At 63.6% G+C, this 25498-nt stretch carries 22 protein-coding genes and 2 pseudogenes; 21 read left to right on the forward strand and 3 right to left on the reverse strand.

The features are described from left to right. Positions 1–105 precede the first annotated feature (105 nt). Complete coding sequence (locus ACE3OK_RS06840; RefSeq protein WP_374248809.1) at positions 106–438, forward strand: hypothetical protein; 333 nt, start codon at positions 106–108, stop codon at positions 436–438. A 408-nt stretch (positions 439–846) separates the two neighbouring features. Here the strand turns inward: ACE3OK_RS06840 and ACE3OK_RS06845 are convergent. Continuing rightward, a pseudogene (locus tag ACE3OK_RS06845) lies at positions 847–933 on the reverse strand (hypothetical protein); the annotation flags it as partial. Positions 934–970: 37 nt separating this feature from the next. Further along, on the reverse strand, positions 971–1411 hold the full coding sequence (locus ACE3OK_RS06850) for a helix-turn-helix domain-containing protein (RefSeq protein ID WP_114958852.1): 441 nt from the start codon (positions 1409–1411) through the stop codon (positions 971–973). Between the two features lie 188 nt (positions 1412–1599). On the opposite strand from ACE3OK_RS06850, the gene ACE3OK_RS06855 reads away from it, so the two are divergent. The 10 genes from ACE3OK_RS06855 to lpdA all read left to right on the forward strand — a co-directional run bounded on the left by ACE3OK_RS06855 (position 1600) and on the right by lpdA (position 15658). Continuing rightward, positions 1600–3570 carry a cytochrome c/FTR1 family iron permease gene (locus ACE3OK_RS06855; RefSeq protein WP_165921003.1) on the forward strand — a complete coding sequence of 657 codons (1971 nt, stop codon included), beginning with the start codon at positions 1600–1602 and terminating at the stop codon, positions 3568–3570. Beyond that, positions 3567–5945 carry a heavy metal translocating P-type ATPase gene (locus ACE3OK_RS06860; protein ID WP_249038061.1) on the forward strand — a complete coding sequence of 793 codons (2379 nt, stop codon included), beginning with the start codon at positions 3567–3569 and terminating at the stop codon, positions 5943–5945. Before ACE3OK_RS06855 ends, ACE3OK_RS06860 begins: the two co-directional genes overlap by 4 nt. A 109-nt stretch (positions 5946–6054) precedes the next feature. After that, positions 6055–6441, forward strand: coding sequence for a hypothetical protein (locus ACE3OK_RS06865; RefSeq protein ID WP_114958854.1), 387 nt, complete (start codon positions 6055–6057; stop codon positions 6439–6441). 64 nt (positions 6442–6505) lie between these two features. Next, complete coding sequence (locus ACE3OK_RS06870; RefSeq protein WP_130522598.1) at positions 6506–7786, forward strand: TolC family protein; 1281 nt, start codon at positions 6506–6508, stop codon at positions 7784–7786. After that, on the forward strand, positions 7783–8943 hold the full coding sequence (locus tag ACE3OK_RS06875) for an efflux RND transporter periplasmic adaptor subunit (protein ID WP_114958856.1): 1161 nt from the start codon (positions 7783–7785) through the stop codon (positions 8941–8943). The genes ACE3OK_RS06870 and ACE3OK_RS06875 overlap by 4 nt, the downstream gene beginning before the upstream one ends. Positions 8944–8983: 40 nt before the next feature. Continuing rightward, positions 8984–12109: an efflux RND transporter permease subunit gene (locus ACE3OK_RS06880; protein WP_114958857.1), complete on the forward strand. Its 3126-nt coding sequence runs from the start codon at positions 8984–8986 to the stop codon at positions 12107–12109. Beyond that, positions 12109–12429 (forward strand): P-II family nitrogen regulator, encoded by a 321-nt coding sequence (locus ACE3OK_RS06885; protein ID WP_114958858.1) that lies wholly within the window; start codon positions 12109–12111, stop codon positions 12427–12429. The genes ACE3OK_RS06880 and ACE3OK_RS06885 overlap by 1 nt, the downstream gene beginning before the upstream one ends. Before the next feature lie 22 nt (positions 12430–12451). Further along, complete coding sequence (locus tag ACE3OK_RS06890; RefSeq protein ID WP_240311023.1) at positions 12452–13699, forward strand: sodium:proton exchanger; 1248 nt, start codon at positions 12452–12454, stop codon at positions 13697–13699. A 31-nt stretch (positions 13700–13730) separates the two neighbouring features. After that, on the forward strand, positions 13731–14201 hold the full coding sequence (gene lspA, locus ACE3OK_RS06895; protein ID WP_114958860.1) for a signal peptidase II: 471 nt from the start codon (positions 13731–13733) through the stop codon (positions 14199–14201). A gap of 53 nt (positions 14202–14254) precedes the next feature. Continuing rightward, a complete protein-coding gene (gene lpdA / locus ACE3OK_RS06900; RefSeq protein ID WP_205388017.1) occupies positions 14255–15658 on the forward strand; it encodes a dihydrolipoyl dehydrogenase in 1404 nt (467 codons plus the stop codon). Between the two features lie 74 nt (positions 15659–15732). Here lpdA and ACE3OK_RS06905 read toward each other — a convergent pair whose 3' ends face one another. Continuing rightward, positions 15733–16134, reverse strand: a complete 402-nt coding sequence (locus ACE3OK_RS06905; RefSeq protein ID WP_114958862.1) for a MerR family transcriptional regulator — start codon at positions 16132–16134, stop codon at positions 15733–15735. A gap of 41 nt (positions 16135–16175) precedes the next feature. Between ACE3OK_RS06905 and ACE3OK_RS06910 the strand changes: the two genes are divergently transcribed. From ACE3OK_RS06910 to ACE3OK_RS06955, 10 genes and pseudogenes are all read left to right on the forward strand, one after another. Further along, positions 16176–16532 carry a mercuric transporter MerT family protein gene (locus tag ACE3OK_RS06910; RefSeq protein WP_114958863.1) on the forward strand — a complete coding sequence of 119 codons (357 nt, stop codon included), beginning with the start codon at positions 16176–16178 and terminating at the stop codon, positions 16530–16532. A gap of 10 nt (positions 16533–16542) precedes the next feature. After that, positions 16543–16830 (forward strand): heavy-metal-associated domain-containing protein, encoded by a 288-nt coding sequence (locus ACE3OK_RS06915; RefSeq protein WP_114958864.1) that lies wholly within the window; start codon positions 16543–16545, stop codon positions 16828–16830. Then, entirely contained in the window at positions 16823–17044 is a 222-nt protein-coding gene (locus ACE3OK_RS06920) for a GDCCVxC domain-containing (seleno)protein (protein ID WP_114958865.1), read from the forward strand. The genes ACE3OK_RS06915 and ACE3OK_RS06920 overlap by 8 nt, the downstream gene beginning before the upstream one ends. 241 nt (positions 17045–17285) lie before the next feature. Beyond that, positions 17286–17822, forward strand: a pseudogene (locus ACE3OK_RS06925) (transposase); the annotation flags it as partial. Between the two features lie 185 nt (positions 17823–18007). Beyond that, positions 18008–18658 (forward strand): hypothetical protein, encoded by a 651-nt coding sequence (locus ACE3OK_RS06930; RefSeq protein ID WP_132982817.1) that lies wholly within the window; start codon positions 18008–18010, stop codon positions 18656–18658. A gap of 341 nt (positions 18659–18999) precedes the next feature. Continuing rightward, on the forward strand, positions 19000–19980 hold the full coding sequence (locus ACE3OK_RS06935; protein ID WP_374248810.1) for a hypothetical protein: 981 nt from the start codon (positions 19000–19002) through the stop codon (positions 19978–19980). Positions 19981–20036: 56 nt separating this feature from the next. Next, positions 20037–20756 carry a restriction endonuclease gene (locus ACE3OK_RS06940; RefSeq protein WP_374249013.1) on the forward strand — a complete coding sequence of 240 codons (720 nt, stop codon included), beginning with the start codon at positions 20037–20039 and terminating at the stop codon, positions 20754–20756. A 68-nt stretch (positions 20757–20824) separates the two neighbouring features. Further along, positions 20825–21199: a hypothetical protein gene (locus ACE3OK_RS06945; protein WP_374248811.1), complete on the forward strand. Its 375-nt coding sequence runs from the start codon at positions 20825–20827 to the stop codon at positions 21197–21199. 528 nt (positions 21200–21727) lie between these two features. Continuing rightward, on the forward strand, positions 21728–22852 hold the full coding sequence (locus ACE3OK_RS06950; protein WP_374248812.1) for an exonuclease SbcCD subunit D: 1125 nt from the start codon (positions 21728–21730) through the stop codon (positions 22850–22852). Continuing rightward, a complete protein-coding gene (locus ACE3OK_RS06955; RefSeq protein ID WP_374248813.1) occupies positions 22849–25479 on the forward strand; it encodes an AAA family ATPase in 2631 nt (876 codons plus the stop codon). The genes ACE3OK_RS06950 and ACE3OK_RS06955 overlap by 4 nt, the downstream gene beginning before the upstream one ends. Positions 25480–25498: the final 19 nt, after the last annotated feature.

The raw sequence follows: 25498 nt of genomic DNA on the forward strand, positions 1-25498 counted from the left end.
AGATGAAATCCCTGCTGGATCCGACGCGCGGTCAGCCGCAACCTGCCACCCGGGACTAGAATCCTTTCCATGCCGCGACGCGTGTCCCGCTTGGTGCACTGGTTGGTGATCATCACCCTGATCGCCTCGACACTGGTCGAGCCAGCGCAGGCGGCAAACGAGGCGCTCCAGCAGATCGCGGCAGCGCAAATGGCCGCGGCCATGGCGGACATGCCATGTGGTGATGAGATGGCCCCGTCGCTCGACACGCACGAGATGCCTTGCGATTGCTGCAAGCCTGCCTCTTGCGATCTGACCGCCTGCTTTGGCACCGCCTATCTGCATGCGCTGCCGGATGTCGTGGCATCGGTTCCGCCGCATGCCACCCACGCGACCGGAAACACTCCGACGTATCTCTCGCGATCGCTCGATACGCTCCTGCGACCACCGATCGCTTAACACTCCGTTTTGTGCCATTCCGGACGCTTTTCGTCCGCATGCCGCTGCGTGCGGCATTCACGGAGATATGCCAATGACATTCCCACGACGTTGAGGGCCGGCAGGGATTCATGTAAAAAGCAGCCGTTCGCCTTTTAAGCTCTTGATGTTGCGGTGCTTTTGCTTCTGAGCCTAGTGCTTTGCTGAGGCCACGAAGTGGCCTATTAGCCTCCAAAAAGTCGCCAAAATCATAAGCCGGCAGGTCCCCACTTCCGACCTAGTTCGCCAGGATCCGGCTCGAATAATCGAGCGGCGCGATCTCCCGGCTCAAGTCGAGTGTGTAGTCCCCAAAGCGATTGATGTGACTGGTCCGGTACGGCTGAGTTCCGGAAACAGCACCAGGTCGGCGTGATAGCGATCGCGCGCCTCGGCGATCCGCTCGGCAATGCGCCCTGCGTTGCCGTCGATGTCCCCGACGGGAAAGTCCGCCTGGACCAACGCGATACGCAGGCTCACGGGCAGTTCCCATCAAGGCATCGCATCGCCAGACGCTTCATGCCGACCGCTTCCGACGCACGTCTGTCGTCTTGACCCGCGAGGCAGGCATCGGTTCCCGCAAGGTGGCCAGAATCGAGCACTGGCCCCGTGCGCCTCCGGAGCACGCATTGATCGTGCGGTCCAATTCCCGGGCAATGCGATTGAGCTCGCGGAGCTTGCTGCGGATATCTGTCAGATGCTCGCGGGCAATCGCATCGATCTCGCCGCAGGAGAGCGTGCGGTCGCTTTCCAGCCGTAGCAGGCTGCGGATCTCATCCAGGCTGAAGCCGAGGTCGCGGCTGCGGGTGATGAAACGCAGCCGATCCACTTCGTCATCGCGGTACTCGCGGTAACCGCTGGCGGTTCGGCGCGGTTTGGGCATCAGCCCCACGCGCTCGTAGTAGCGAATGGTTTCCAGATGACAGCCGCTGGATTCGGCCGCTTCGCTGATCTTCATCGACGCCTCTTGACCCTATAGCTGCTACGGACTTTACCCTGTGAGGCCTACGGGGGCTATGGCACACAGAGGGAGGGGCTGTCATGTCGTGGAGTCCTGCCCTTGACTCCGTAGCAGGTACGGGGTGTACGCTCGCTGTTGCAACTGGTTCCCATTCCCGTTTATTGCCCTTCACCTAGGCGCTCCCCGTGACCAACTCCCTCTGTCGTTGCCTGCTGATCGCGTTTTTGGCTTGGCTGTCCTTCCCGGCCTTCGCCGCCGCGCCGTCCGCGGTCAACCCGCGCCAGACCTGGCAACTGCTGGACTACGTGGCCGTCGACTATGGCGCGGCCGTGAAATCCGGCAGTGTCGCGTCCGAGGCCGAGTACGCGGAGATGCGCGAATTTGCGGGGGCGGTGCGAACCCAATTGGCCGCGCTGCCGTCGACGCCCGGCCAGGCCGGCCTGATCGCCCAAGCCGATCAGCTGGTGACCGCTGTCGAGTCCAAGGCCGACGCCAGGCACGTCGCCGATCTGGCGCATCGGCTGGCCGACGGCCTGCTGGCCAACTATCCGGTCGGTGCCGTGCCGGCGACGCCGCCCGATCCGGCCCGGGGGGCACAGCTCTACGCCGCGCAATGCACTGCCTGCCATGGTCCGGCCGGCCACGGCGATGGGCCGGCTGCGGCGAGCCTGGATCCGCCGCCCATTGCCTTCACCGATGCCACCCGCGCCGCCCAGCGCAGTCCCTTCGCCTTGTACGAAGCGATTTCCCAAGGGATCCAGGGAACGGCCATGACCGGCTTCTCGTCCCTGCCGGAAGCCGATCGCTGGGCGCTGGCGTTCTACGTCGGCAGCTTGTCGCATTCGCCGCAGATGCGGGCCGAGGGCGAAGCGCTGTGGCGCGACGCGCCGGCCTGGCACCAGCGCATTCCCACGCTGGAAGCGCTGACCCGCACCAGCGAGGCGGATCTGATCGGCGCCGGCAGCCAGGACACACAGGCGCGGGCCATCATCGCTTACCTGCGCGGGCAGCCGCAGGCCGTCCAGACCGCAGCCTCGGGCGTGGCAGCAGTCCAATCGCTCGCACTGGCTCGGCAACGGATGGCCGAGAGCCTCCGCGCCTATCAGGCGGGCGATGCCGGGCAGGCGAAGACGGCGGCTTTGTCGGCGTACCTGGATGGCGTCGAACCGGTCGAGCCCACACTCGCCGCGCGGGACAACGCGCTGATGCGTGAGCTCGAAACCACCATGGCGCGCTATCGCGATGCCATCGGCCGCCGCGTTCCTGCCTCCGATGCGACAGCGCAGGCGACGCAGGTGAGCGCGCTGTTCGATCGCGCCGAGGCGGTCTTGCAGGATGCGCACACCGATCGCACCACGGCGTTCCTGGGCAGCTTCACCATCCTGCTCCGCGAAGGGATCGAGGCGTTGTTGATCGTGATCGGCATGATCGCCTTCCTGCGCAAGGCCGAACGCCGCGAGGTCCTGCCGGCGGTACACGCCGGTTGGGTCGGGGCGTTGCTGGCGGGTGTGGCGACCTGGGCGATCGCGACCCATCTGGTCGATGTGAGCGGCGCCAACCGTGAGGTCACCGAAGGCGTGTCGGCGTTGTTCGCCGCGGTGGTGCTGCTCAGCGTGGGCATCTGGATGCACCAGAAGAGCCTGGCCGGGCGCTGGCAGCAGTACCTGCATGCCAAGGTCTCGGCCGCGCTGACCCGGCGCTCGGCGGTCTTCCTGTTCCTGGTGGCCTTTGTCGCGGTCTACCGCGAAGTGTTCGAGACGATCCTGTTCTTCATCGCGATGTGGAACCAGGAAAACAGCACCGCGATTCTGGGTGGGCTGGTCGCCGGCAGCGTCGTGTTGGCCGGGGTGGCGTACTGGATGCTGCGCATGAGCAAGCGCCTGCCGATTGGCCAGTTCTTCTCGATCAGTTCGATCCTGATTGCCGTGCTCGCCGTCGTGCTGGTCGGCAAGGGCATCGCGGCGCTGCAGGAAGCCGGCTGGGTCGGTCAGGCGCTGGTCGCCGCGCCGCGCATCGATTGGCTGGGCGTGTACCCCTCCTGGCAATCCCTGCTGGCGCAGTTGGCCGTGGCGGTGATTGCGATCGGTGGTTTTTATTTCAATGCGCGCAACTCGCGTGTGCCCGCGCAAGCCGTCAAGGGAGACCGCGCGCAATGAGCACGTCTTGCAACAGCTGTGATGGCTCGGTGACCACGGCGCAACTTCCTGCGCCTTCACCCCAGGCTATGCGTTATCGCATCGAGAACATGGACTGCCCCACCGAGGAGGCGCTGATCCGGAACAAGCTCGGCCAAGTGCCGGGCGTGACGGACCTGCAGTTCAACCTGGTGCAGCGCACGCTGACAGTGCTTCACCAGTTGCCTGCGCTGGCCCCTGTGGAAGACGCGCTGGCGGCGATCGGCATGCAGGCGGTGCCTTTGGATACGGCTGTGTCTGCCGTCGAAACGGCGCTGCATATCGCGAAGATGGATTGCCGCACCAAGGAAGGCCTGATCCGCGGCAAGTTGAGTGGCATGCCGGGGGTGGACGCGCTGGCCTTCAATCTCGTGCAACGCACCCTGACCGTCCGCCACGCGACCGGCGTCTTGCCGGATGTGCTGGCCGCCTTGAAGTCGCTGGGCTTCGAGGCCGAAGCGGTCGCCACGGCCGGCGGCGCAGAGTTGACTGCACCGGTGCGGACCCGGACAGCCTGGTGGCCGTTGATCGTTTCCGGTGCGGCGGCACTGCTCGCCGAGGTCGTGTCGTGGCTCGGGGCCCCTGCGTGGCTGGTCATTGCACTGGCGCTGGTGGCGATCGGTACCGGCGGCCTGTCCACCTACAAGAAGGGCTGGATTGCGCTGAAGAACCGCAATCTCAACATGAACGCCCTGATGTCGATCGCGGTCACCGGCGCGATGCTGATCGGCCATTGGCCGGAAGCGGCCATGGTGATGGTGCTGTTCGCGCTGGCCGAGGTGATCGAGGCCAAATCGCTGGACCGTGCGCGCAATGCGATCCGGGGCTTGATGGACCTGGCGCCCGAGCGGGCCACGGTGCTGCAGGATGGCAACCGATGGGTCGAGGCGGATGCCAAGACGGTCGCGCTCGATAGCCGGGTGCGGGTCAAGCCGGGCGAGCGCATCGCGCTGGACGGCGTGGTGGTCCTGGGCCGCTCCACGATTAACCAGGCGCCGATCACCGGCGAGAGCCTTCCTGTCGAAAAGGCCGAGGGCGATCCGGTGTTCGCCGGCACCATCAACGAAGCCGGTTCGCTCGAATATCGGGTCACGGCCACGGCCAATGATTCCACCCTCGCGCGCATCATCCACGCGGTGGAGGCGGCGCAGGGCAATCGTGCGCCCACCCAGCGCTTCGTCGACCAGTTTGCGCGCTGGTACACCCCGCTGGTGTTCGCCGTCGCCATCGGCGTCGCGGTGGTGCCACCCCTGCTGATGGGGACGGCGTGGCTGGAATGGACCTACCGGGCATTGGTGCTGCTGGTAATCGCCTGTCCTTGCGCACTGGTGATCTCCACCCCGGTGAGCATCGTCAGCGGACTGGCCGCGGCGGCACGGCACGGCATCCTGATCAAGGGCGGCGTGTACCTGGAGAATGGTCGCAAGCTGCGATGGCTGGCGCTCGACAAGACCGGGACGATCACCCACGGCAAACCCAAGCAGACCGATTTCGCCGCATGGGGCGAGGCGGACCCAGGCCTGGCTCGCGCGATCGCGGTCAGCTTGGCCGCTCGCTCCGACCATCCCGTCTCCAAGGCCATTGCCGTGGCGGGACAGGACGATGCGGTGACCGTGCGTGAAGTCGAGGACTTCGCCGCCTTGCCGGGCCGCGGTGTACGCGGCCAGGTGGCAGGTGCGCATTACCACTTGGGAAACCATCGGCTCGTGCAGGACCTGGGTGCCAGCTCGGCAGCGTTGGAAGCGCATTTCAGCAGCTTGGAAGCACAAGGCAAGAGCGTCGTGGCGCTGCTGGCAAGCGATGGCGTGCAGGCGATCTTCGCCGTGGCCGACACGGTCAAGGACAGCAGCCGACAGGCCATTGCCGACTTGCACGCGCTCGGGGTCAAGACCCTGATGCTGACCGGGGACAACCCGCACACGGCGCAGGCCATCGCCGGTGAGGTCGGTATCGACCGCGCCCAAGGCAACCTGCTACCCGAAGACAAGCTGCGGGAAATGGAAGCCCTCGCCGCACAGGGCACCAGCGGCATGGTCGGCGACGGCATCAACGATGCCCCGGCGTTGGCGCGGGCTGATATCGGCTTTGCGATGGGCGCGGCCGGGTCCGACACCGCCATCGAAACCGCCGATGTGGCCTTGATGGACGACGATCTGCGCAAGATTCCGGCCTTCATCCGGCTCTCGCGCGCCACCGCTCACGTGCTGATGCAGAACATCACCTTGGCCCTGGGGATCAAGGCGGTTTTTCTAGTGCTGACCTTTGCAGGCCAAGCCACGATGTGGGCGGCGGTGTTCGCCGACATGGGCGCCAGCCTGTTGGTGGTGGGCAACGGCATGCGCCTGCTGAGGAAGTGACGTGGATACCGTCGCGCATGTGTCCACGAGCGAGGAACGGCATGACCCGCTCCCGGGAACCGGCCTGATGAGATTTTATAACGTCCGTGGCACCGGCTAGGATGGCAGGATGAACCCGGTCGCCTCCTCCTGCCTGCTGCTGGCCCGCCTGCGCGCTTCCACGCGGCTGGCGGTACTGGTGCTGCTGATCTTCGCTCTGAAGATCGGCGCGGCGGTCGCCTGCGCGAAGCACGATTTCGCGGACATGGGCTTCGGCACGGATGGCAGCCATGCCGTGGCGGTGAAGGCATCGCCGCTGGATAGCGGTAATGACGATTCCACGAAGCTCAAGCTCGGGCATGCCGCTTGCAGTCACTGCGGTTGCCATCATGCTGCCGCCATGGTGCCGGATACGCAGATCGTGGTTGTGCTCGTGCCGCAGGCGCTGCCTATGCGTACGTCCGGGTTGCCGCCCAGCGCGTCGCAACCCTTGGAACTGAGGCCGCCGATCGCCTGAGTCAGGTGTTTTGCCCCTTTGGCGCGGAGCGCCAGAGGACACCGCCGACTCAGAGGATCTTCCAATGCACCTTGTTCGTTCGCCGCGACGACGTCGCGTCGCGCGGCTGGCCGTCCTGGTTCTGGCAGCGAGTTTGCTGTCGGGCTTGGCCATGGCCGCCCAAACCCCCGATACACAGGCCCCAGTCGCACTTCGCGAGGCGCTGCAGGCCGCCTGGCAACACCATCCGAGTTATCGCGCCACCGAAGCGCAACTGGCCGCAGCCCGTGCCCGGTACGATGCGGCCGGACGACCGCTCTACAACCCCGAAGTCGAGTTGGCCGGCGACGATGAAGGCCCGGATCGCACCACAACCGCTGGCCTCAACCTCACGCTCGATCTGAGCGGCAAGCGTCGCGCGCGTCGCGACGCGGCCTCCGCGCGGGTCGATCTAGCCACCGCTGAAGCCAAGCTGCGTCGCCGCGATTTCGCCAAGCAGTGGTTCGCCAGTTGGGCTGAGCTACAGACGGCGCAGCAACGTGTGCGCACCGGTGAACGTCGATTGGCGTTGGTCACGCGCTTTGGCGAGTTGGCACAAAAGCAGTTTGCTGCAGCCGACATTTCCGGGTTGGAGCGCGATTTGGCACTGCTGGCCCGCGATGAAGCGCAAGCCCAGCAGTCGCAACTCGTCGCCGAACAGGCGGAGGCCGAAGCGCGTTTCCGCGCGGTCGGCGGCTCGCCGGAACTCCTGGCGAGCCTGACGCTGCCCAGCGACGCATTGCCGCCGCCGATGCCCTCCCATACCGGCATCGAACAGTTGCCCGACTGGCAAGCCGCACAAGCCGCTGCGCTGGCTGCCGAACGCGAAGTGACCGTTGCCCGCCGCAATCGGGTGGCCGATCCCACCGTGGGCGTGCGCGGCGGACGCATCGACTACGGCAATGTGCAGGACAACGTGGTCGGCGTGTCGCTCAGCATTCCGCTGTTCGTGCGCAATTCCTATCGCGCCGAGGTAGTGGCAGCTCAGGCCGATGCCGATGTCGCGATCGCCGAGGCCGAGCGCGTGCGCGTCGAACTCGATGCCGATCGTCGCCGTGCGATCGACAGCTACGCCGCAGCGCAATCGGCCTGGTCGCGCTGGCAGGCGAGCCGCGGCACGGATGTGGAGCGTCGCGCCACTCTCCTTGAGCGCTTGTGGCGCGAGGGCGAGCTGTCCACCGCTGACTACCTGCTGCAACTCAAGCAGACCCTCGACACGCAACTCGCCGGCGCCGAACTCGAAGCGCGCCTGTGGCGCAGCTACGCCGATTACCTCGCCGCCACCGGACAGCTTGAACGCTGGGCCGGCCTGGAGGGCACCCCATGAGAGAACTTTCGATGACCCCGTTCCGTCTGATGTCGCCGTTGCTGGCCGCGGCGTTACTGCTTGCCATGGCCGCATGTTCGAGGTCCCCCTCGACCGAGTCGGCCCCGACCGAAGCCGAAGGCGCTGAAGCGCCCACCGAAAGCGAAGCCGGCATCGCGCCCGTCAAGCTCGATGCCGCAGCGATGAAAGCTGCCGGCATCGTCGTGCAGGCGTTGCAGCCCGCTTCGATGAGCGAACAGCTGCGTGCGCCCGGTGAAGTGCTCGACAATGCCTACGGCACGGCGCTGATCACGCCCAGTGTCGAAGCCCTGGTCGTGCGTCGCCATGCCAAGCTCGGCGACGAAGTGCGCGCCGGCGCACCGCTGGTGACGCTGTCCAGCGTCGAAGTCGCCAATGCCCAGGCAGAGTTGCGCATCGCCGAACAGGAATGGCGCCGCGTCTCTGCACTCGGTCGTGAGGCCGTGTCCGGGCGCCGCATCAACGAGGCACAGGTCGCGCTCGATCGCGCTCGCGCAACGGCACAGGCGTATGGCTTGCCGGGCACGGCGGCCGGGCGCAGCAACGGCCAGTTCACCTTGACCGCGCCGCATGCCGGGCGAATCACCGAGGATGCCGTGGTCGTCGGCGAGAAAATTGAACCGGGCAAGACGCTGTTCCGCCTGGTCGATGAATCGGTGGTTTGGGTCGACGCCAAGCTGCCATCGGGGATCGTTCCGCGCATCACACCCGGCACGGAAGCGACGGTGGTGTTCAACGGCGGGCGCCTGAAGGGTACCGTTCAGCATCCCGCGCATCGCACGTCGGACACGACCCGCAATGCGGTGGTGCGGATCGAGGTTCCGAACCGGGACGACCGCCTGCACAGCGGCGATTACGTCGATGTGTTCTTCGAGGCCAGCGATGTCGCCAAGGACGGCAACGCCGCCGCGACCACGGTGTCGGTGCCGACCGACGCGTTGGTGCAGTTGGAAGGCGACACGGTGGCGTTCCGCCGCAATGCGGCAGGTGCGCTGGAACCGGCGCCGGTTCGCACCGGTGAAGCCATCGGTGATCGCACCGTCATCCGCGAAGGCCTCAAGCCCGGCGATGCCGTCGTGGTCGAAGGCGCCTTTGCCGTCAAGGCGCAGATGCTCAAGTCGCAGTTGGGAGAAGAGTGATGACCTCTGACGCCAATCCCGCCCGCGCGGGAGGTGCGCCATGCTGAATCGCCTGGTCGAACTCTCCCTGCGTTACAAGTTCCTGGTCCTGATCGTGTTCGCGGTGGTGGCCTTCCTCGGCATCAGCGCGGTGCGCAACGTGCCGATCGATGCGTTTCCGGACGTCACTCCAGTCCAGGTCAATGTCTACACCGAATCCCCCGGCTTGGCCGCCGAGGATGTCGAGCAACTGCTCACCACCCCAGTCGAGTCGGCCTTGGCCGGCTTGCCGAAGGTGCAGGAAATCCGCTCGGTCAGCCTGTTCGGGTTGTCGTACGTGTCGGTCTATTTCAAGGACGACATGAACATCTACTTCGCCCGTCAACTGGTCAACGAGCGCCTGCAGGAAATCGGCGACCGCCTGCCAGAGGGTTACGGCAAACCCAGCATGGGCCCGAACACGTCGGGCCTGGGGCAGGTCTACTGGTACACCGTCGAACGAGCGCCCGGCGTCAGCAAGGATCAGGTCACCGACATGGACCTGCGCACCTGGCAGGAATGGACCGTGCGGCTGATCCTGCGCACGGCACCGGGCGTGGACGACGTTAGTTCCTGGGGCGGTGGCGAACGCCAGTACCAGGTGCAGATCGATCCGCAACGCCTCTACGCCCGCGGGCTGGGCTTCGGCGATGTCATCAACGCGCTCCCCGCCAACAACGGCCAGGTCGGCGGTAACGTGATGGACGTGGGCCGCGAGCAGTTCCTGGTGCGCGGTCTGGGTTTGCTGAAGTCGACCGAGGACATCGGCGCGATCGTGCTCAAGTCGGAGGACGGTGTGCCGGTGTATCTGCGTGACGTGGCAACCGTGGTCGAAGCCCCCGCGCCGCGCTTCGGTGCGGTGACCCGCGACGGCCAGGAAGTCGTGATGGGCCAGGCGCTGGCCCGCATCGGCGAGAACGCCAAGGACGTGGTCGAGGCGGTCAAGGGCAAGCTTGACGTGGTGCGCGATGCACTGCCGAAGACCATGGTGCTCAAGCCGATGTACGAGCGCACTGACCTCGTCAACAAGGCGGTCGAAACCGCGGTGCGGGCGCTGGTGGAAGGCTCGCTGCTGGTCGCGGTAATCCTGTTCCTGTTCCTGGGCGAGGTCCGCTCAGCGCTGGTCGTGATCGTCACACTGCCGCTGGCCATGCTGATTGCCTTCATCGGCATGGGGCAGGTCGGCTTGTCCGCCAATCTGATGTCGCTCGCGGGCCTGGCGATCGGCATCGGCATGATGGTCGACGGCGCGGTGGTAATGGTGGAGAACGCCTTCCGGATCATGGCGGAGCGGTTGGAACACGGAGAGAAGGTCGACAAGACTTCTGCGGTGTTGGCCGCGGCTAAGGAAGTGGCCAATCCAATCACGTTCGCGATCGGCATCATCATCGTGGTTTTCCTGCCGCTGTTCGCGCTGGAAGGCCTCGAAGGCAAGATGTTCAAGCCGATGGCATTCAACATCGCCTTCGCGATGGCCGGTTCGCTGATCCTGAGCCTGACGCTGATCCCGGTCTTGGCGTCGATGATTCTCAAGCCCAAGCCCGAGCGCGATACGTGGTTGGTGGCCAGGATCAAGCGTGGTTATCAGCCGCTGTTGGCGAAGGCGCTGGGCCGCAAGAAAGTGGTCGTGATCAGCGCGCTTGTCGCCTTGGTCGCGAGCCTGGCGCTGTTCCCTTTCCTGGGTAAGGAGTTCATGCCGCAACTGCAGGAAGGCTCGATCATGTGGCGCGTGACGGGCATCCCGTCGACCTCGCTCAACGAATCGATCAAGACCAGCAACACCATCGCCGCGGCCTTCAAGCAATTCCCGGAGGTCGAGACCACGCTGGCGATGATCGGCCGTGCCGAGAAGGGCGAGACCGCCGACGTCAATTACATGGAGATCTACACCGCGCTCAAACCCGAGGAAGAGTGGAAGTCGGGCCGCGACATCAAGCAGCTCGAAGCGGCGATGCAGGAGACGCTGGAGAAGGTCGTGCCGAACGTGGTGCCCGGCTACACCCAACCGATCCAGATGCGCGTGGAGGAACTGATCTCCGGCGTGCGCGCCACCTTGGCGCTGAAGCTTTACGGTGAAGACCTGGGCGAACTCGACAAGCTGAGCGGCCGCATCAAGCGCGTGCTGGACAAGGTGCCGGGCGTGGCCGACCTTGCTTTGGAAGCCAACATCGGCAAGCCGCAGATTCGCATCGCGGTCAAGCGCGACGAACTGGCCCGCCATGGCATGAACGCTGAGGAGGTGCTCACCATCGTCCGCAATGGCCTGGGCGGCGAACCGGTGAGCGTACTGCTCGATGGCGTGAAACGCTTCGATATCGCAGTGCGGCTGGATGACGCGACACGCGATTCGGTCGAGTCATTGCGTCGCATCCCGCTCCGCACGGCAACCGGCGCCTTGGTGCCGCTGTCGGAGGTAGCCGACATCAACGTGGCCGAAGGTTACTCGTTCGTCCGTCGCGAGCAACTGCAACGCTATGCGGTGATCCAGATGGACGTCCGAGGCCGCGACGTCGATAGCTTCGTCCAGGACGCTGAGACGGCGATTAAGCAGCAGGTGAAGCTGCCGCCGGGCTACTGGATCGAGTGGGGTGGGGCGTTCGAGAACCAGCAGCGTGCGCTGGCCAAGTTGGCGCTGATCGTGCCAGTCACGATCTTTTTCATCTTCGTGTTGCTCTATACCGCCTTCAACTCGGTCAAGTACGCGGCGCTGATTCTGGCCAACGTGCCGTTCGCCACCATTGGCGGATTGTTGGCCTTGTTTGTCACCGGCCAGTACCTGTCGGTGCCCTCAGCGATCGGCTTCATCGCGGTATTCGGCGTGGCGATGCTCAACGGCATCGTGCTGGTGAGCTTCCTCAACGAGCTGCGTGAGAAAGGCCTGTCGGTGCGCGAAGCGGTGGTGCAGGGCACGGCTCTGCGTCTGCGACCGGTGCTGATGACCGCGAGCGTGGCGATCCTCGGTCTGGTGCCGATGCTGCTGTCCAGCGGTGTCGGCGCGGAAACGCAACGTCCGTTGGCGACGGTGGTGGTGGGTGGCCTGATCAGTTCGACGCTGTTGACGCTCGTGCTGTTGCCCGTGCTGTACGAATGGCTTGAAACCCGCGCCGAACGCAAGGGGGCCGGATCCAACCCGCAGGAGACCGTGTGATGAAACAGATCAAGGCGTTCGTGCACCGCAACCGGGTCTCCGACCTGATCCACGCGCTGGAAGCCGCCGGCTTCCAGCGCCTGAGCCTGTTCGACGTGAAGGGCCTGCTGCGTGCACTCAGTGCACGCGAGCAGGAGTATTCGGTCGAGTTCGGCGACCAGGTGATCAACGAGGTGCAGATGGAGCTGTTCTGCGAGGATGAAGACGTGGCCCGGGCTGTGGAAATCTTCCGCCGTGTCGGGCGGACGGGGCGACCGGACGCGGGCTGGGTCTATGTCAGCCCGGTGGAGCAAGCATTCCCCATCGACGGCACCGCGTAGGACCCAAGGGAGCTGGCACGTCATGCGAACACACAGCGCAGTCCGAGAATTCGTGGTTCCAGTGGGGTTGGCAGCGCTGGCCGTCGTGCCCGCGCTGTACCTGCGTGTGACCGGGAGCAGCGTCGGCGCCCTGGGCGACATGGTGCTGTTCGGCATGGCGATTCTGGCCGCCGGCTTCCTGCTGTCGTGGGGCGCGGAGGCTGCCGAGAAGTACATCGCCACCGGCTTCGTGCTGGCGGTGGTCGCACTTATCACGGTGCTGCCCGAATACGCGGTGGACTTCTACTACGCCTACCGCGCCGGCCAAGATCCGGCGTCCGGGTATGTGGCCTACGCCGCCGCCAACATGACCGGTGCCAATCGCCTGTTGATCGGGCTTGCCTGGCCGCTGCTGGTGGGGTTGCACTGGTGGCGCTCGCGGCAACGCGGGATTGCGTTGCAGGTCGAAAATTCGGTCGAAATCGTCTTCCTTGCGTTGGCGAGCGCGTATGCCTTCGTCATCATCCTCAAGAACCGCATCGGCCTGTTCGATTTCGTCGTGCTGGGTGCCTTGTTCTGCCTGTACCTGTGGCGCACATCAAAGGCCGAGAACGAAGAAGAGGAAGAAGACGAAGAGCCGGGCCCGGGCGCGGTGATCGCGCAGTTGTCGCCCGGCAAGCGCTGGACGGTGATGGCAGTGATGAGTGTGGCGGCCGCAGGCGTGATCCTGCTGGCGGCCGAACCCTTCGCCGAATCGCTGGTGGCTTCGGGTCGACGCCTGGGGATGGACGAGTTCCTGTTGATCCAGTGGCTGGCACCGCTGGCCAGCGAAGCGCCGGCGGTCACCATCGCGATCCTGTTCGTGCTGGATGGCCGCGCCCGCGCCGGTCTGACCACGATGATCAGCGACAAGATCAATCAATGGACCCTGCTGGTGGGCATGCTGCCGATTGCCATGAGCATTGGTGCCGGTGAGTTGACCTCGCTGCCATTGGACGCACGCCAGCACGAGGAATTCTTCCTGACCGCCGCGCAATCGATGTTCGCACTGGCATTGCTGCTGCGCATGCGGCTGAGCCTGGTTGGCGCCGTGGCGTTGGCGGTGCTGTTCGTCGGGCAGCTGATGCTGGCGTTCTTCTATCAATCCAACCCCGAGCAGGAAATCTTCGTGCTGACGGCCATCGCCTGGCTCTATCTGGCACTGGCGGGCATGCTCCTGGCGCGTGACGCCCGGCGCCTTCCCGCGCTGCTGCGAGCGGCGTGGCAGACCCGTGAGCGCAATCATGCGTGAGAGACGCACCGCGCAGGGTGGCGTGCCGCGAATGCCAAGCGCGCTGCCGTGGCTCGGTGTGTCCGCCGCCGTATTGGCCGTCGATCAGCTCACCAAATACTGGGTGCTGACCGCATTGCCGGAGCACACGGCGGTGCCCGTGTTCGACTCCTGGTGGAACTGGTACCGCTCCTATAACACCGGTGCTGCCTTCAGCTTCCTCAGCTCGGCCGGCGGCTGGCAACGCCATGTCCTGACGTTCCTTGCGCTGGCGATCGCCGCGCTGTTGACGCGTTGGCTCACCAAGCTGCCACGTCATGCATGGCCCCCGGCGCTTGCCTACGCCTTGCTTATCGGAGGCGCCTTGGGCAATGCGGTGGATCGCATCATGCGCGGGCATGTGGTGGATTTCATCCAGTGGCATTGGCGCGACTGGTACTGGCCCGCATTCAATCTGGCCGATGTCGCCATCGTCACCGGTGCCGCAATTCTGGTGTTGCAAGGCATCTTTCGGCGCGGCTAGAACGGCTTGCCGCGTGGCTCATTCACGGAGAACGAATAGTGGACGCAAATGTGATGTTCGATCTGGTCATCATCGGTGGCGGGCCGGGCGGCTACCCGGCCGCCATACGTGCCGCGCAGTTGGGGATGAAGGTGGCCTGCGTCGAAACCCGCACCCGCATGGGTGGTACCTGCCTCAACATCGGCTGCATTCCCTCGAAGGCCTTGCTGGAATCGTCCGAACGCTTCATGGCGGCCAAAACCGAATTCGCCACGCATGGCGTCGAGTTCGATGGCCTGCGATTGAATCTCGCGAATTTGCTGGATCACAAGGACAAGGTGGTCTCCGGCTTGGGCGACGGCATCGACTACCTGTTCCGCAAGCACAAAATCACGCGACTGCTTGGAACCGGATCGATTCCTGGCCCCGGCCAGGTCAGCGTGACTGCCGCCGATGGCGCCAGTCAGACGCTCCAGGCCAAGGCGATCGTGATTGCGACGGGGTCGGCGGGCGCCACCTTGCCGAATGTCCCGATCGACGAAGACCGGATCGTCTCCTCCACCGGCGCATTGTCGTTCGCGCAGGTACCCGAGCACCTGGTCGTGATCGGCGCCGGCTATGTCGGCCTGGAATTGGGCTCGGTCTGGCAACGGCTGGGTTCCAAGGTGACCGTGATTGAGTATCTGGACCGGATCACACCCGGCATGGATGCCGAACTCGCGCGGGCGTTGCACAAGGTGCTGCAACAGCAGGGCTTTGAATTCCGGCTTTCCCAGAAGGTGGCGTCCGCACGCATCGACGGAGATGCCGTGGTTCTGTCCGTCGAACCTTCAAACGGAGGCGCTGGCGAGGAGCTACGCGCCGATCGCGTGCTGGTATCCGTCGGCCGGCGCCCATACACCGACGGGCTGGGCCTGGATGCCATCGGCGTCGCACGCGACCGCAAAGGGTTCATCACGGTAGATGCGCAGTGGCGCACGAATGTGGAAGGCATCTACGCGATCGGGGACGTGATCGGCGGCCCGATGCTGGCGCACAAGGCCACCGAGGAAGGCATCGCCCTGGCCGAACAACTCGCCGGTTTGCCTGGCCATGTCAACTACGGCGCGATTCCCGCCATTGTCTACACGGCGCCCGAGGCGGCATCGGTCGGGTTGAGCGAGGAAGCGCTGAAGGATGCTGGCGTGAATTACAAAGTGGGGCGTTTTCCGTTCAACGCCAACAGTCGCGCCCGGGCCAAGGCCCAGACCGAAGGATTGGCAAAGGTACTGGCCGATGCCGAGACGGACCGCATTTTGGGCGTGCATATCTTGGGACCCGAAGCCGGATCGCTGATCCACGAGGCGGTCGTTGCCATGGAGTTTCACGGCGCTGCCGATGACCTCGCGCGTACATGTCATGCCCACCCGACCTTGCCGGAAGCACTAAAGGAAGCTGCAATGGATGTGGGCAAGTGGGCGATCCACAGCGCACGTTGACTATCCGGGATCGACTGCGCGGCGCTGTTTCGTTGCTTGGAGCCGCGGTCCCAGTGCGGGGGGAATTCGCCAAATCACGATCGATCGAGAAGTTCGAGTGTCGGACATGAACCGCCGCCCGGCGCCTGACTGCATTCGGCGATGAGGCTCATCAGATCGACTTCCAACCGGTGTAATGCATCGAGTCGTTGGCGAACATCGACCAGCTTGAGCGCGGTCAGTTGACGCGTTTGTTCGCAAGCGCGCTTGCCTTTGATCTCCAACAGCCCGGCAATTTCATCCAGGGTAAAACCCATCGCCTGGGCGCGCCGGATGAACTGCAGGCGGGCGACATCAGCCGAGCCATAGTGGCGAAAACCGCCTTGGGGTCGCTGGGGTTCCGGCAACAGTCGGCGGCGCTGGTAGTAGCGCACGGTTTCGACGTGCACCCCGGCGGAAGCCGCCAGTTTGCTGATAGTGAGGGGGCTCGCGGCCATGACTTGACTCCGTACCAAGGTACGGACCGTAGTATGCGCCCATGGCCAGACTCCCTGCCAGATCCTCCCTTCCAGCCATCATTGCGGCGAGTCTTGCCGCCTTCGCGGCATCCGTGTGCTGCGTGGTGCCTCTGGTTTTGGTGCTGCTGGGCATCAGCGGCGCATGGATTGCCAACCTCACCGCGCTGGATGCCTGGCGACCTTGGTTCAGTGCCGCCACGCTGGGGTGCTTGGGTCTGGCTTTCTGGGCCCTCTATGGGCCGGCGTCACGCTGCCGTACCGACGGAGAATGCGTGGATCCTCGGGTTCTGTATCGCCGCAGGCGTTGGCTGTGGATCGCCACGGTGCTGATCGGCTTGTTGCTGCTGTTCCCCTATTACGTAGGCTGGTTTCTGTAGGAGTTGATCGATGCGCAAATCCATATTGGGCTTGGTGATGATGGCGTGGGTCGGCGTGGCGATCGCGGCGACACCCAAGCAGGTCGTACTCAACGTCAAGAACATGACCTGTCCCGCTTGCAGCATCACCATCGAGAAGGCCTTGGACCAAGTGCCGGGCGTGACGGGCAGGCAGGTGAATACCCAGGCGGGAACAGTGGTCGTGACGTTCGACGCGGAGCGAACAAGCTTGCCTGTCGTAACGCGTGCCATTACGGACGCCGGCTTTCCTGCCAGCGTGAGGGCAAAGGGTGGCTGAGTTGCAGTTGCAGAGCACGCTGACGTGCCCGCAGTGTGGACATCAGGCTGTCGAAACCATGCCGACGACGGCGTGCCAGTTCTTGTACGAGTGCGTGGGCTGCGGCGAGCTACTGAAACCCAAGCCGGGCGACTGTTGTGTTTTTTGCTCGTACGGCACCGTGCCGTGTCCGCCCATCCAGCAAAACAGTTCCTGCTGTGACAGCACGGGTTAACCACGCTACGCAGCCAAGATCAGTTCGTTTTCGTACGGTTCCGGAAAATCGCCCACATCGATGTTGTCTAGCGCGAGGTGTGATGTGAATTGCGCCGAGATCGTCATCGGCGCCCTGATGTCATCCAGGGAGGTGCGGGAATTCTCGCGACGCACGACGGGCACGACGTAAGGCCCGTTCGGGCGCAATTTCATAACGCGCGACTAGCCAACACAACGGCAACGGCCAGTGCGGCGCATGGCACCAGCATGCCCGCGAGGCGCTGGAACATTACCGAACCTCGGTCAAGGAGCAGCGTGACCAGGAACAGCGCCGGCACGAACACCAGGTCCAGGAACTGCAGGTCGCCCTGCGTCAGGCCAATGAGGCCCTGACCGCCAAGAACCACGAGCTGCTGCAACTGAACCGCGACAACAGTCAGTGGCTCGAACGGCACGGCCGCCTGGAACGGGAATTGACGCAAACCCGCCAAGCGGCGCAAGCCCAGCAACAGGAATTGGACGCATTGCGACAGACAGCGGTGGAGCACCAGGCCCTGCAGGCACGGTGGGCGCAAGATCTCCAGGCCTTGGAAGCCGCACACACCGAACTGACCGGCGCCCGCACGGACGCCGCGAAGGAACGGGAGCGCCGCGAGCATGCTGAAGCGGAGGCGCTGCGCGCCGGCGTCCGGTTGGAGACGTTGGAGCAGTTGCTCGCGCAATTGCGCTTACAGGAAGACAAGCCCGAAACGCCGGAACGATCGACAGTCCCATCCCGGCAGACTCGAAAGACCTAGCCTGTGGCCGGCATGATGGAGCGCAAGCTTTCGCTATGAATCCACTGCGCCTGGCAGCCAAAATCCCTTCACATCAGAAGGTTAGGCGCCGAACGGCTGTTTTTTGCATGAATCCCTGCCGACCCTCAACCGGGCTCGGTCACACCATCGTCCTCTGCCTTCGTGCCGGGCAAGTCCTGGCCTACTTGTCGCTGCTCGACCTGCAGTGCTGGACCATCCGGTTGGGACAGGCCGCGCCTGACACGGCCGATCGCACCGTGGTGGTCCACGTCGACCCGCTGAAGACGCGCTACGGCGACGACTGGACGATCCACGAATTCGACCATGCGCTGATCGGCGACCAGGTCGGCCCGGACTACCTGGGGCAAGCGGTGCTCCAAAGCGGCCGCATGCAGCAGCAGGTTGCCGCCGTCATGCGGCGCGTGATTGACCGGCGCGACCGACTCGAAGCCGAGCAGGCACAACAGGAATTCGAGGCGGTCCGAGGACTGTCGTCGCCGGCGAGGGAAGCGGCCATCCGAGACTTCGTCGCGCTGCGCCGGCAGCGCTTGGTGAACCACATCAGCATGTTTGCCGAGCATGGCAACGCGGGCACGCAGATGGGGGCATGGGTGCGGGAGGGCGCCATTAAGGCGACGCAGCCCGACCCCGTCAGCACCGACGGCCTGAACGCCGCGGCCCGGCTCGTACTTGAGGACGTAGTCACCCAGCTTTCTAACACGCTCACGCAAGCACCGGCCGATTTTGTGCTCGATCCAGAGCGTTACCTCTGGCTATTCGGCGACATGGGGCAGGCATTAATCTCGATCGCGCTCGCGAAGGAATTCCACCGTTGACTATGCGCTCCACCGGTTTCTGTAGCGCTTGGTCTGGTCAATCGTGGGGTTCCAACGCCGGTGGCAACGCATTCGAGATAAGGGAGATTTATCGAGGGTAGGGCAGGTCCGCTATCAATCCAACGCTGACAGGTCCAGTCGAGACCACGCTTCACTGAGGATCGGCTTTTCGGCTAATTCCTACCCCACCCGACATGTTTGTACGAGGTCGCTTGCTTTGATGCGGCCAATGCCGCCCCCCCCCTACGGCAACACAGTGAGTAGCAGTTTCCCGGCTTCCACAGGTCGCCGGCTGAACTACGAATGTAGCTAGAATGGTAGCTGCACTCGGAGTAGGAACTATGGGATACGACCCTTTTGAAGACAGTGAACTTGCGAATCTCCCGCCGGAGGCCTATGGCAATGTCTTCGATACAGACGGCCCATTCGATCCTGACGATAACTGGCTCAGAGCCGCAGAGCGCGATGACCAACTCACTGCGATGCGGGAGTGGTTTCTGGCTCGCTATTGCGACCCTGCCCATGAGACCCCCTACAACGGCCGGGAAGGGGGCTACTTGTTCATCCATGGTGGCCCCTATGACCCAGGGGACGAGATACCTGACCGTTTCTCCGGAATCGTGGACGAAGACCTGATTCAAGGGGTAGTTGATGAGTTGGTGGGCGAGCACGGCGACGCCTGGGCCCCCATTAATCACACTCCAGATGACGAATGGGACGAGCGTTTCGATTTCGACGTAAGTGCCCGCTCCGCACCACTTGCGAAGCTCAGAGAGCGGCTCGCACAAGCTAAGAAGATACTTGGCTTGCAGGGCGATGCAGAAGCCAAAGACCTAGCTATGAAACTGGTCTTCAGTAATTCTATCGGTGTTTTGGAAGCGTTCCTTTACGAGACGGTCTACTACTGGGTCGACAACGATAAAGCGGCTCTGGAGAGCATCGTCAGGAAGCTTCCGGTCTTTCGAGACGAAAAAATCACTTTGGGCGAGATGTTTGAGCGTCAAAAAGGGTTAGTGACCCATGTCAAAGGCCACCTGCAGAACATGGTCTGGCATCGTTGGGACAAAGTGGTGCCGTTCTTTAAGCTTGGACTGGAGATCAAGCTACCAAGCCTGAAGGCATTCGATGCACCGCTTCAGAAGCGCCACGACATCGTTCACCGGGGCGGACACGACAAGGCGGGAAATTCCGTGCAGATTTTGCGTGAGGAGCTTGATGCGCTATTCGTCGCCATCGACGCGTTCGCTTTCGAGGTGGACAAGCTACTCATTGAGCGCGCTGACAAAGTGGCTGTCGTGGATGAAGAGTTTCCCGACTTCTAGAAACAGGCATCCTGATTCCTCGCGTCCGATTGATCAGCAGAACTAGGTTGATTGCGGTGCTGGACCGATCTAAGATCAGCCGCCGCCTGTCGGAACTCGATGCCCACAGGCGGCCACCAGAACAGGTTTCAGGCTTCGTCGACGGACCGCGCCTGCCGTCCCTCTCTGCTGCAAGTCAGGATGCCACGATGAAAGTCCAGGATGGGGAACTGCCGACATGGAAGCCGTTCGAGAATGTGGTCGTTAAAATCCTCGAGCACCATCAGTACGCTATTCAAGCGCACTCCCCTCAAGGCGATGCAGGCTTCGACTTCGATGCCACATTTGGAAATCTGAAGTGGGCGATCGAGGTCAAGTTCTATCGAAGCGCCCGTGCCCAGATGGCATTGATCGAGGCAGCAGTAGCACGCGTGATTAACAATGGCTTGGCAGCCCACGCCGACCGCGCTGCGCTGGTCGTGTCCTCGTTCATTACCCCCGAACAGCGGCAGACGCTCGGGCAGAAGTATTCTGCTGCGTTCATCGATCGAGCCGACTTGGCGATCAGGGCGACAGCGTGGCCAGAGTTAACCGACGAGCTCAATGCCGTACTAGAAGCCCGTTCTGATCTGACGGATCAGCCGCGACATGAAACGGGCTCAGCAGACAGGCTCTCGGAAGAGCAAGAGCCGCCCCGACTGGCTCTACCAGCAACGAGGGGAATGTGCTCGCCGGGCGACTCAAGGCGCTTGCTGCTGGCCGGGATGACGCGACGCGTTACGAGCAGCTTTCAATAGAAATCCTCAAGTTTCTATTTGGACGGGACTTGGTGGGCTGGTAGGCCCAGAATACGACCGATGATCGATTGAACCGACTCGATTGCGTCTGTCGCGCCAAGCCGACGCACGAGTTCTGGCGATTTGTCATCGAGGATCTTGGAAGTCGCTATGTTGTTTTCGAGTTCAAGAACTATCAGGACCCGATCAGCCAAGGGCAGGTGTTGACCACAGAGAAGTACCTGCTCGCCCCGGCTCTGCGAAAGGTGGTCTTCATCCTGACTCGCCATGGGGCGGATGAGGGCGCGCGAAAAATGGCAAAAGGGGCGATGCGCGAGCATGGAAAGCTCATGCTGGTGCTCGATGATCAGGCCGTTATCGACATGCTGGAAAAGCGGGACAACGGTGTGGATCCGACCGACATCCTGATGGCCGACGAATTCATGCTGACATTGTCGCGATAGGTCGGTGCGGCTTTGCTTGCACCGCGGTGTTGGTACCGACGCAGCGAGAGAGCTCATAGGGCAATACGCTAGCCGGTGAGGGTAGGAAACAGCACCCGCACCCGTAATCCGCGTCCATCTAGGCCTTGGCCTGTCGTAATGAGGGCGTAGTGGGACTGGGCGATATCGGCCATCAACGATAGTTCGATGCCACTGCCCCGCACGGGCGTGTCGACAGCGCGATGGAAGCGCTCGAAAATAGCTTCGCTCCTGTTCTGAGGCGTCCTGCAGCGCGCTGGGCCTCGCTACGGCAAGCCCGACCCTGGCACAACAGGGCAGGGTGCAAGCGGGTCTATGTTGCTGCCGCCCGTCGGCAGCGCGTACCTTGGCGGGCAGAGGCCCACAGGACACCCTTGCCGAGCAGCAGCAGGCCGACATGGTGTTTGCTGCACCGTGCGCCCGGTTGGATACATTAGGGAGGACAGCGGCGCGTGATCGGGGTAGCGCCGGCCAGTTTCCTGACGAACGGAACATCGAAGGGGAGGCGCCATGATTTCTATCCTCCACACGGCCGACTGGCAGATCGGACGGGTGTTTTCGCAGTTTGAGCCCGATGATGCGGCCGCCTTGTTCGAAGCGCGCTTCCTGGCGGTGGAACGACTGGCGAGCATGGCGACCCAACATCAGGTCGATGCCATCCTCGTCGCTGGCGACGTATTCGAAGCACAGACGGTTACGGAGAAGACGATCCGTCGCTTGTTCAATGCGATGGCGGGCTTTACCGGACCTTGGGTACTGATCCCGGGCAACCACGATGCGGCGCTGACAGAATCGGTATGGACCCAGGCCCAGCGCCTGCACGCCGTGCCCTCCAATGTCCTGCTGTGCCTGGAACCCGAGCCGGTGGTGGTGGCGGAGAAATTCACCGTGTTGCCGGCGCCATTGACACAACGCAATACCTACAACGATCTGACCGACTGGTTTAGCACCACCCCGAGGCAGGACGAGTTGCCGCGGATCGGTCTCGCGCACGGCTCCGTGCAGGGCATCCTCTCTGAGGACATCGACTCGGCGAATCCGATCGCCGCTGGCAGAGCCGAGGAGGCCGACTTGGCTTACCTGGCACTAGGCGACTGGCATGGGGCCAAGCGTATTGATGACAGGACCTGGTACGCCGGCACGCCGGAAGCCGATCGCTTCAAAGACAACGACTCAGGTCAGGTGCTGCTGGTGTCCCTTGCAGGCCAAGGGGCCCCTGCCACGGTCACACCGGTGCCGATCGGTAGGTATACCTGGCGCCAGATGGACTGGCACGCGGCGGTAGACGCGGAAATCGATGTACTGGTCGAAAAGCTTGAACGGATCGCAAGCGAAGACGTCCTCCAGGTCCGTGTCGCTGGCACCTGCAGCTTGACGGGGCATCGCAGGCTGGCCGATGCACTCGCTGCCGCGAGCGCAAGGGCCCGTGCAGTTGTTTGGGACACCTCAGGATTGCGGCTCGAACCCACTGAGGAAGACATGCAGGCGCTTCACGCCGATGGTTTCGTGGGTGAGGTGCTGCAAGAACTTCGCGCAGAGCAGACTGGTCAGACCAGCGAACTGGCACGTGATGCCATCCTCGCCCTGGCCAGGATCCTGGACGGCCGCCGCCCTCGCACAGGAGCCGGCGCATGAAACTCCATCGTCTTCGCATCGAGAGCTTCAAGCGCTTCCGTGATCCCCTGGAGTTGGGCGATCTTGTAGAGGGCCTCAACTTATTCATTGCGCCGAATGAATCCGGAAAATCCACCGTTGCTGAAGCAATCCGCGCGGCGTTCTTCGAGCGACACAAGTCCAGTTCGGTCGTCGGACTGCGACCTTGGAATGACCCCTCGGCAACGCCCACGGTGGAGATCGACTTTGATATCGCCGGCAAGCCTGCCCGCCTGACCAAAGCATTTCTTGGCAGGAAGCGCTGCAACCTGGTCATCGACGGTCGGCAGCTCGACGGACTTGCGGCAGAAGACCATCTGGGCGGCCTGCTCGGCTTCAGCTTTGCCGGCAAAGGGGCCAGCACACCCGAGCACATGGGCATCCCGGGCCTGCTTTGGATCAAGCAGGGTTCCACGCATGACATTGCTAAACCGGTGGGATTTGCCAGGGATTACCTTCGCAATGCGTTAGGCGATGCGCTGGGAGAACTGGCCGCCAGCCAGGGCGACGAGATCATTCGCATTGTCGAGGAGGAACGCAACGAGCTGTTGACGCCGTCGACAGGTGCCCCACGCGGAACGTACCAGGAAGCGCTCAAGCGCTCGTCGGCAATCGAGGGGGAACTGGCCATCTTGCAAGCAGACATCCAAGCCTATCGGGGCGGGGTTGATCGACTGGCAAGCCTTCGGCTCGCACATGACCGAGAAGCGGCTGAGCGCCCTTGGCTTGTCCTGCAAACCCAACTTGCCCAAGCCCAGGCGCAGTTGGCCGATGCCCAAGGTCTGGCCCAACGAAAAGCAGCACAGGACCTCGTCCTCACCCAGGCAACAGCGCACGTCACCGCCCTGCGTGACCAGCTTCAGGCGATGGAGCGCGAACAGGACGCCCTCAGCGTACGCCAAGCGAACCTGAAGGCTACCGAAGACTTGCTGCATCAAGCCCGAGGTCACCTACACGCCTGGGAGCCACGTCACGCTGCGGCCGTGGAAGCCAGCCAACGGGCACGCGAACACCTGCGGCTGGCCCGCTTGGCCGCCGAGCGCCAGGGGCAGCAGAGAACTGTCACGGATCTGACCGCGCTTCTCGCCACCCTGCAACACAATCACCACGAAGCACAGATCCAGCAGAACAAACTGACCGACCTGCAGGCCGATGCGCTCGCGCTAGCCGTGCCGTCGGATCAGCTCGATCGACTGAGAGCGTGCTCGGAAGACCTTCGTACCGCGCAGGCCAGGCTGGACGCGATCTCGACCACCCTTGAGTTCGAGCTGGACGCCACCGCGAAGGTACAGGTTGGACAGGCGCCACTAAGCGATACCAAGCGCTTGGCCATCGAGACCCGCACCGATATAGACATCGACGGTGTCGGCCGGATCACGGTCGTGCCGGGCGGTGAAGACCTGGAGGTTCTCATTGCAGGACGTAATCGCCAACAGGATGAGCTGACCACGCTGCTCCAATCGATCGGGGTTGGCAGCCTGGCGGCGGCTGAAGAGCGTGCGCGACGCCATGTCCAGCGTGTGGCCGAGGCCGAAGCCTCCGCGGCGGTGCTGGCGGCCCATGCGCCCGAGGGACTCGCTGCATTGGCTGCGGAGTTGGCGGCGCAAGCCGCCAAACTCGCCGATGCCCGGTCCGCCCTGGATACGTTGGGCGAAGACACTACCTCATCGGCGCTCACGGTATCCCAAGCCGAGTCCGAAGACCTCGCCGCCCGCGACGCCTTGGAGGATGCTTCAACGGAGCTCAACGAGGCCAAGTTCGCCGTCGGCGAGGCAAGTGCGCAGGCTAAGGCAGCGGCAGAGGAACTCGCCGCTCTACAAACAACATTGGATGATCCCCTCAGGACGGCCAAGAAGATCGAAGCCAGTCAAGCGCTGACCGATGCGCGGGCACAACAGAGCGCCGCCCAGAGCCAGGCTAGCGAGCTGGCCCAGCAACTGCAGACGATCAACCTACTAGTGCTGCAGCAGGATGTCGAGCGCCTGGATCGTAGCGCCACGCAAACAGTGGCTGCGCACACCCAACGCAATACGGATATCACCCGCCTCGAAGCTGAGTTGGAAGCAAAGGGTGCGTTAGGCCAAGAGGAAGCCGCTGCAGAGAAGAAGCGCGAGCTAGAACAGCTACGCCGGCGGTGTGAGGAGCTCGGGCGCCGCGCCAAGGCGCTCGATCACCTGCTCAAACTGCTCAGTGAGAAGCGATCTGCACTGGCGCGACGACTGCGTGCTCCGTTGCAGAAGTATCTCAATCACTATCTCCAGATACTGTTTCCTGGCGCTCACGTCGAGGTCGGCGAAGACTTGTCTCCAGGGACCGTCACCCGCATGGGCGCAAATGGTGCCGAAACTGGCGAATTCCTGGAGCTAAGTTTCGGGGCACGGGAACAACTGGGCGTGGTGGCGCGACTGGCCTATGCCGACTTGCTCAAGGAGGCGGGCAAACCCACGCTCGTCATCCTTGACGATGCCCTGGTACACACCGACCAGGAGCGCCTCGGGCATATGAAGCGGGTTCTCTATGATGCGGCGAGCCGTCATCAGATCCTGATCTTCAGCTGCCACGCCGAGGCCTGGCGAGACTTGGGCGTAGTCGCACGACGCCTAGCTTAGCTGGACATCCAAACCCCGG

This window comes from Thermomonas sp., assembly GCF_041905325.1.
In the GTDB taxonomy this organism is placed as follows: domain Bacteria; phylum Pseudomonadota; class Gammaproteobacteria; order Xanthomonadales; family Xanthomonadaceae; genus Thermomonas.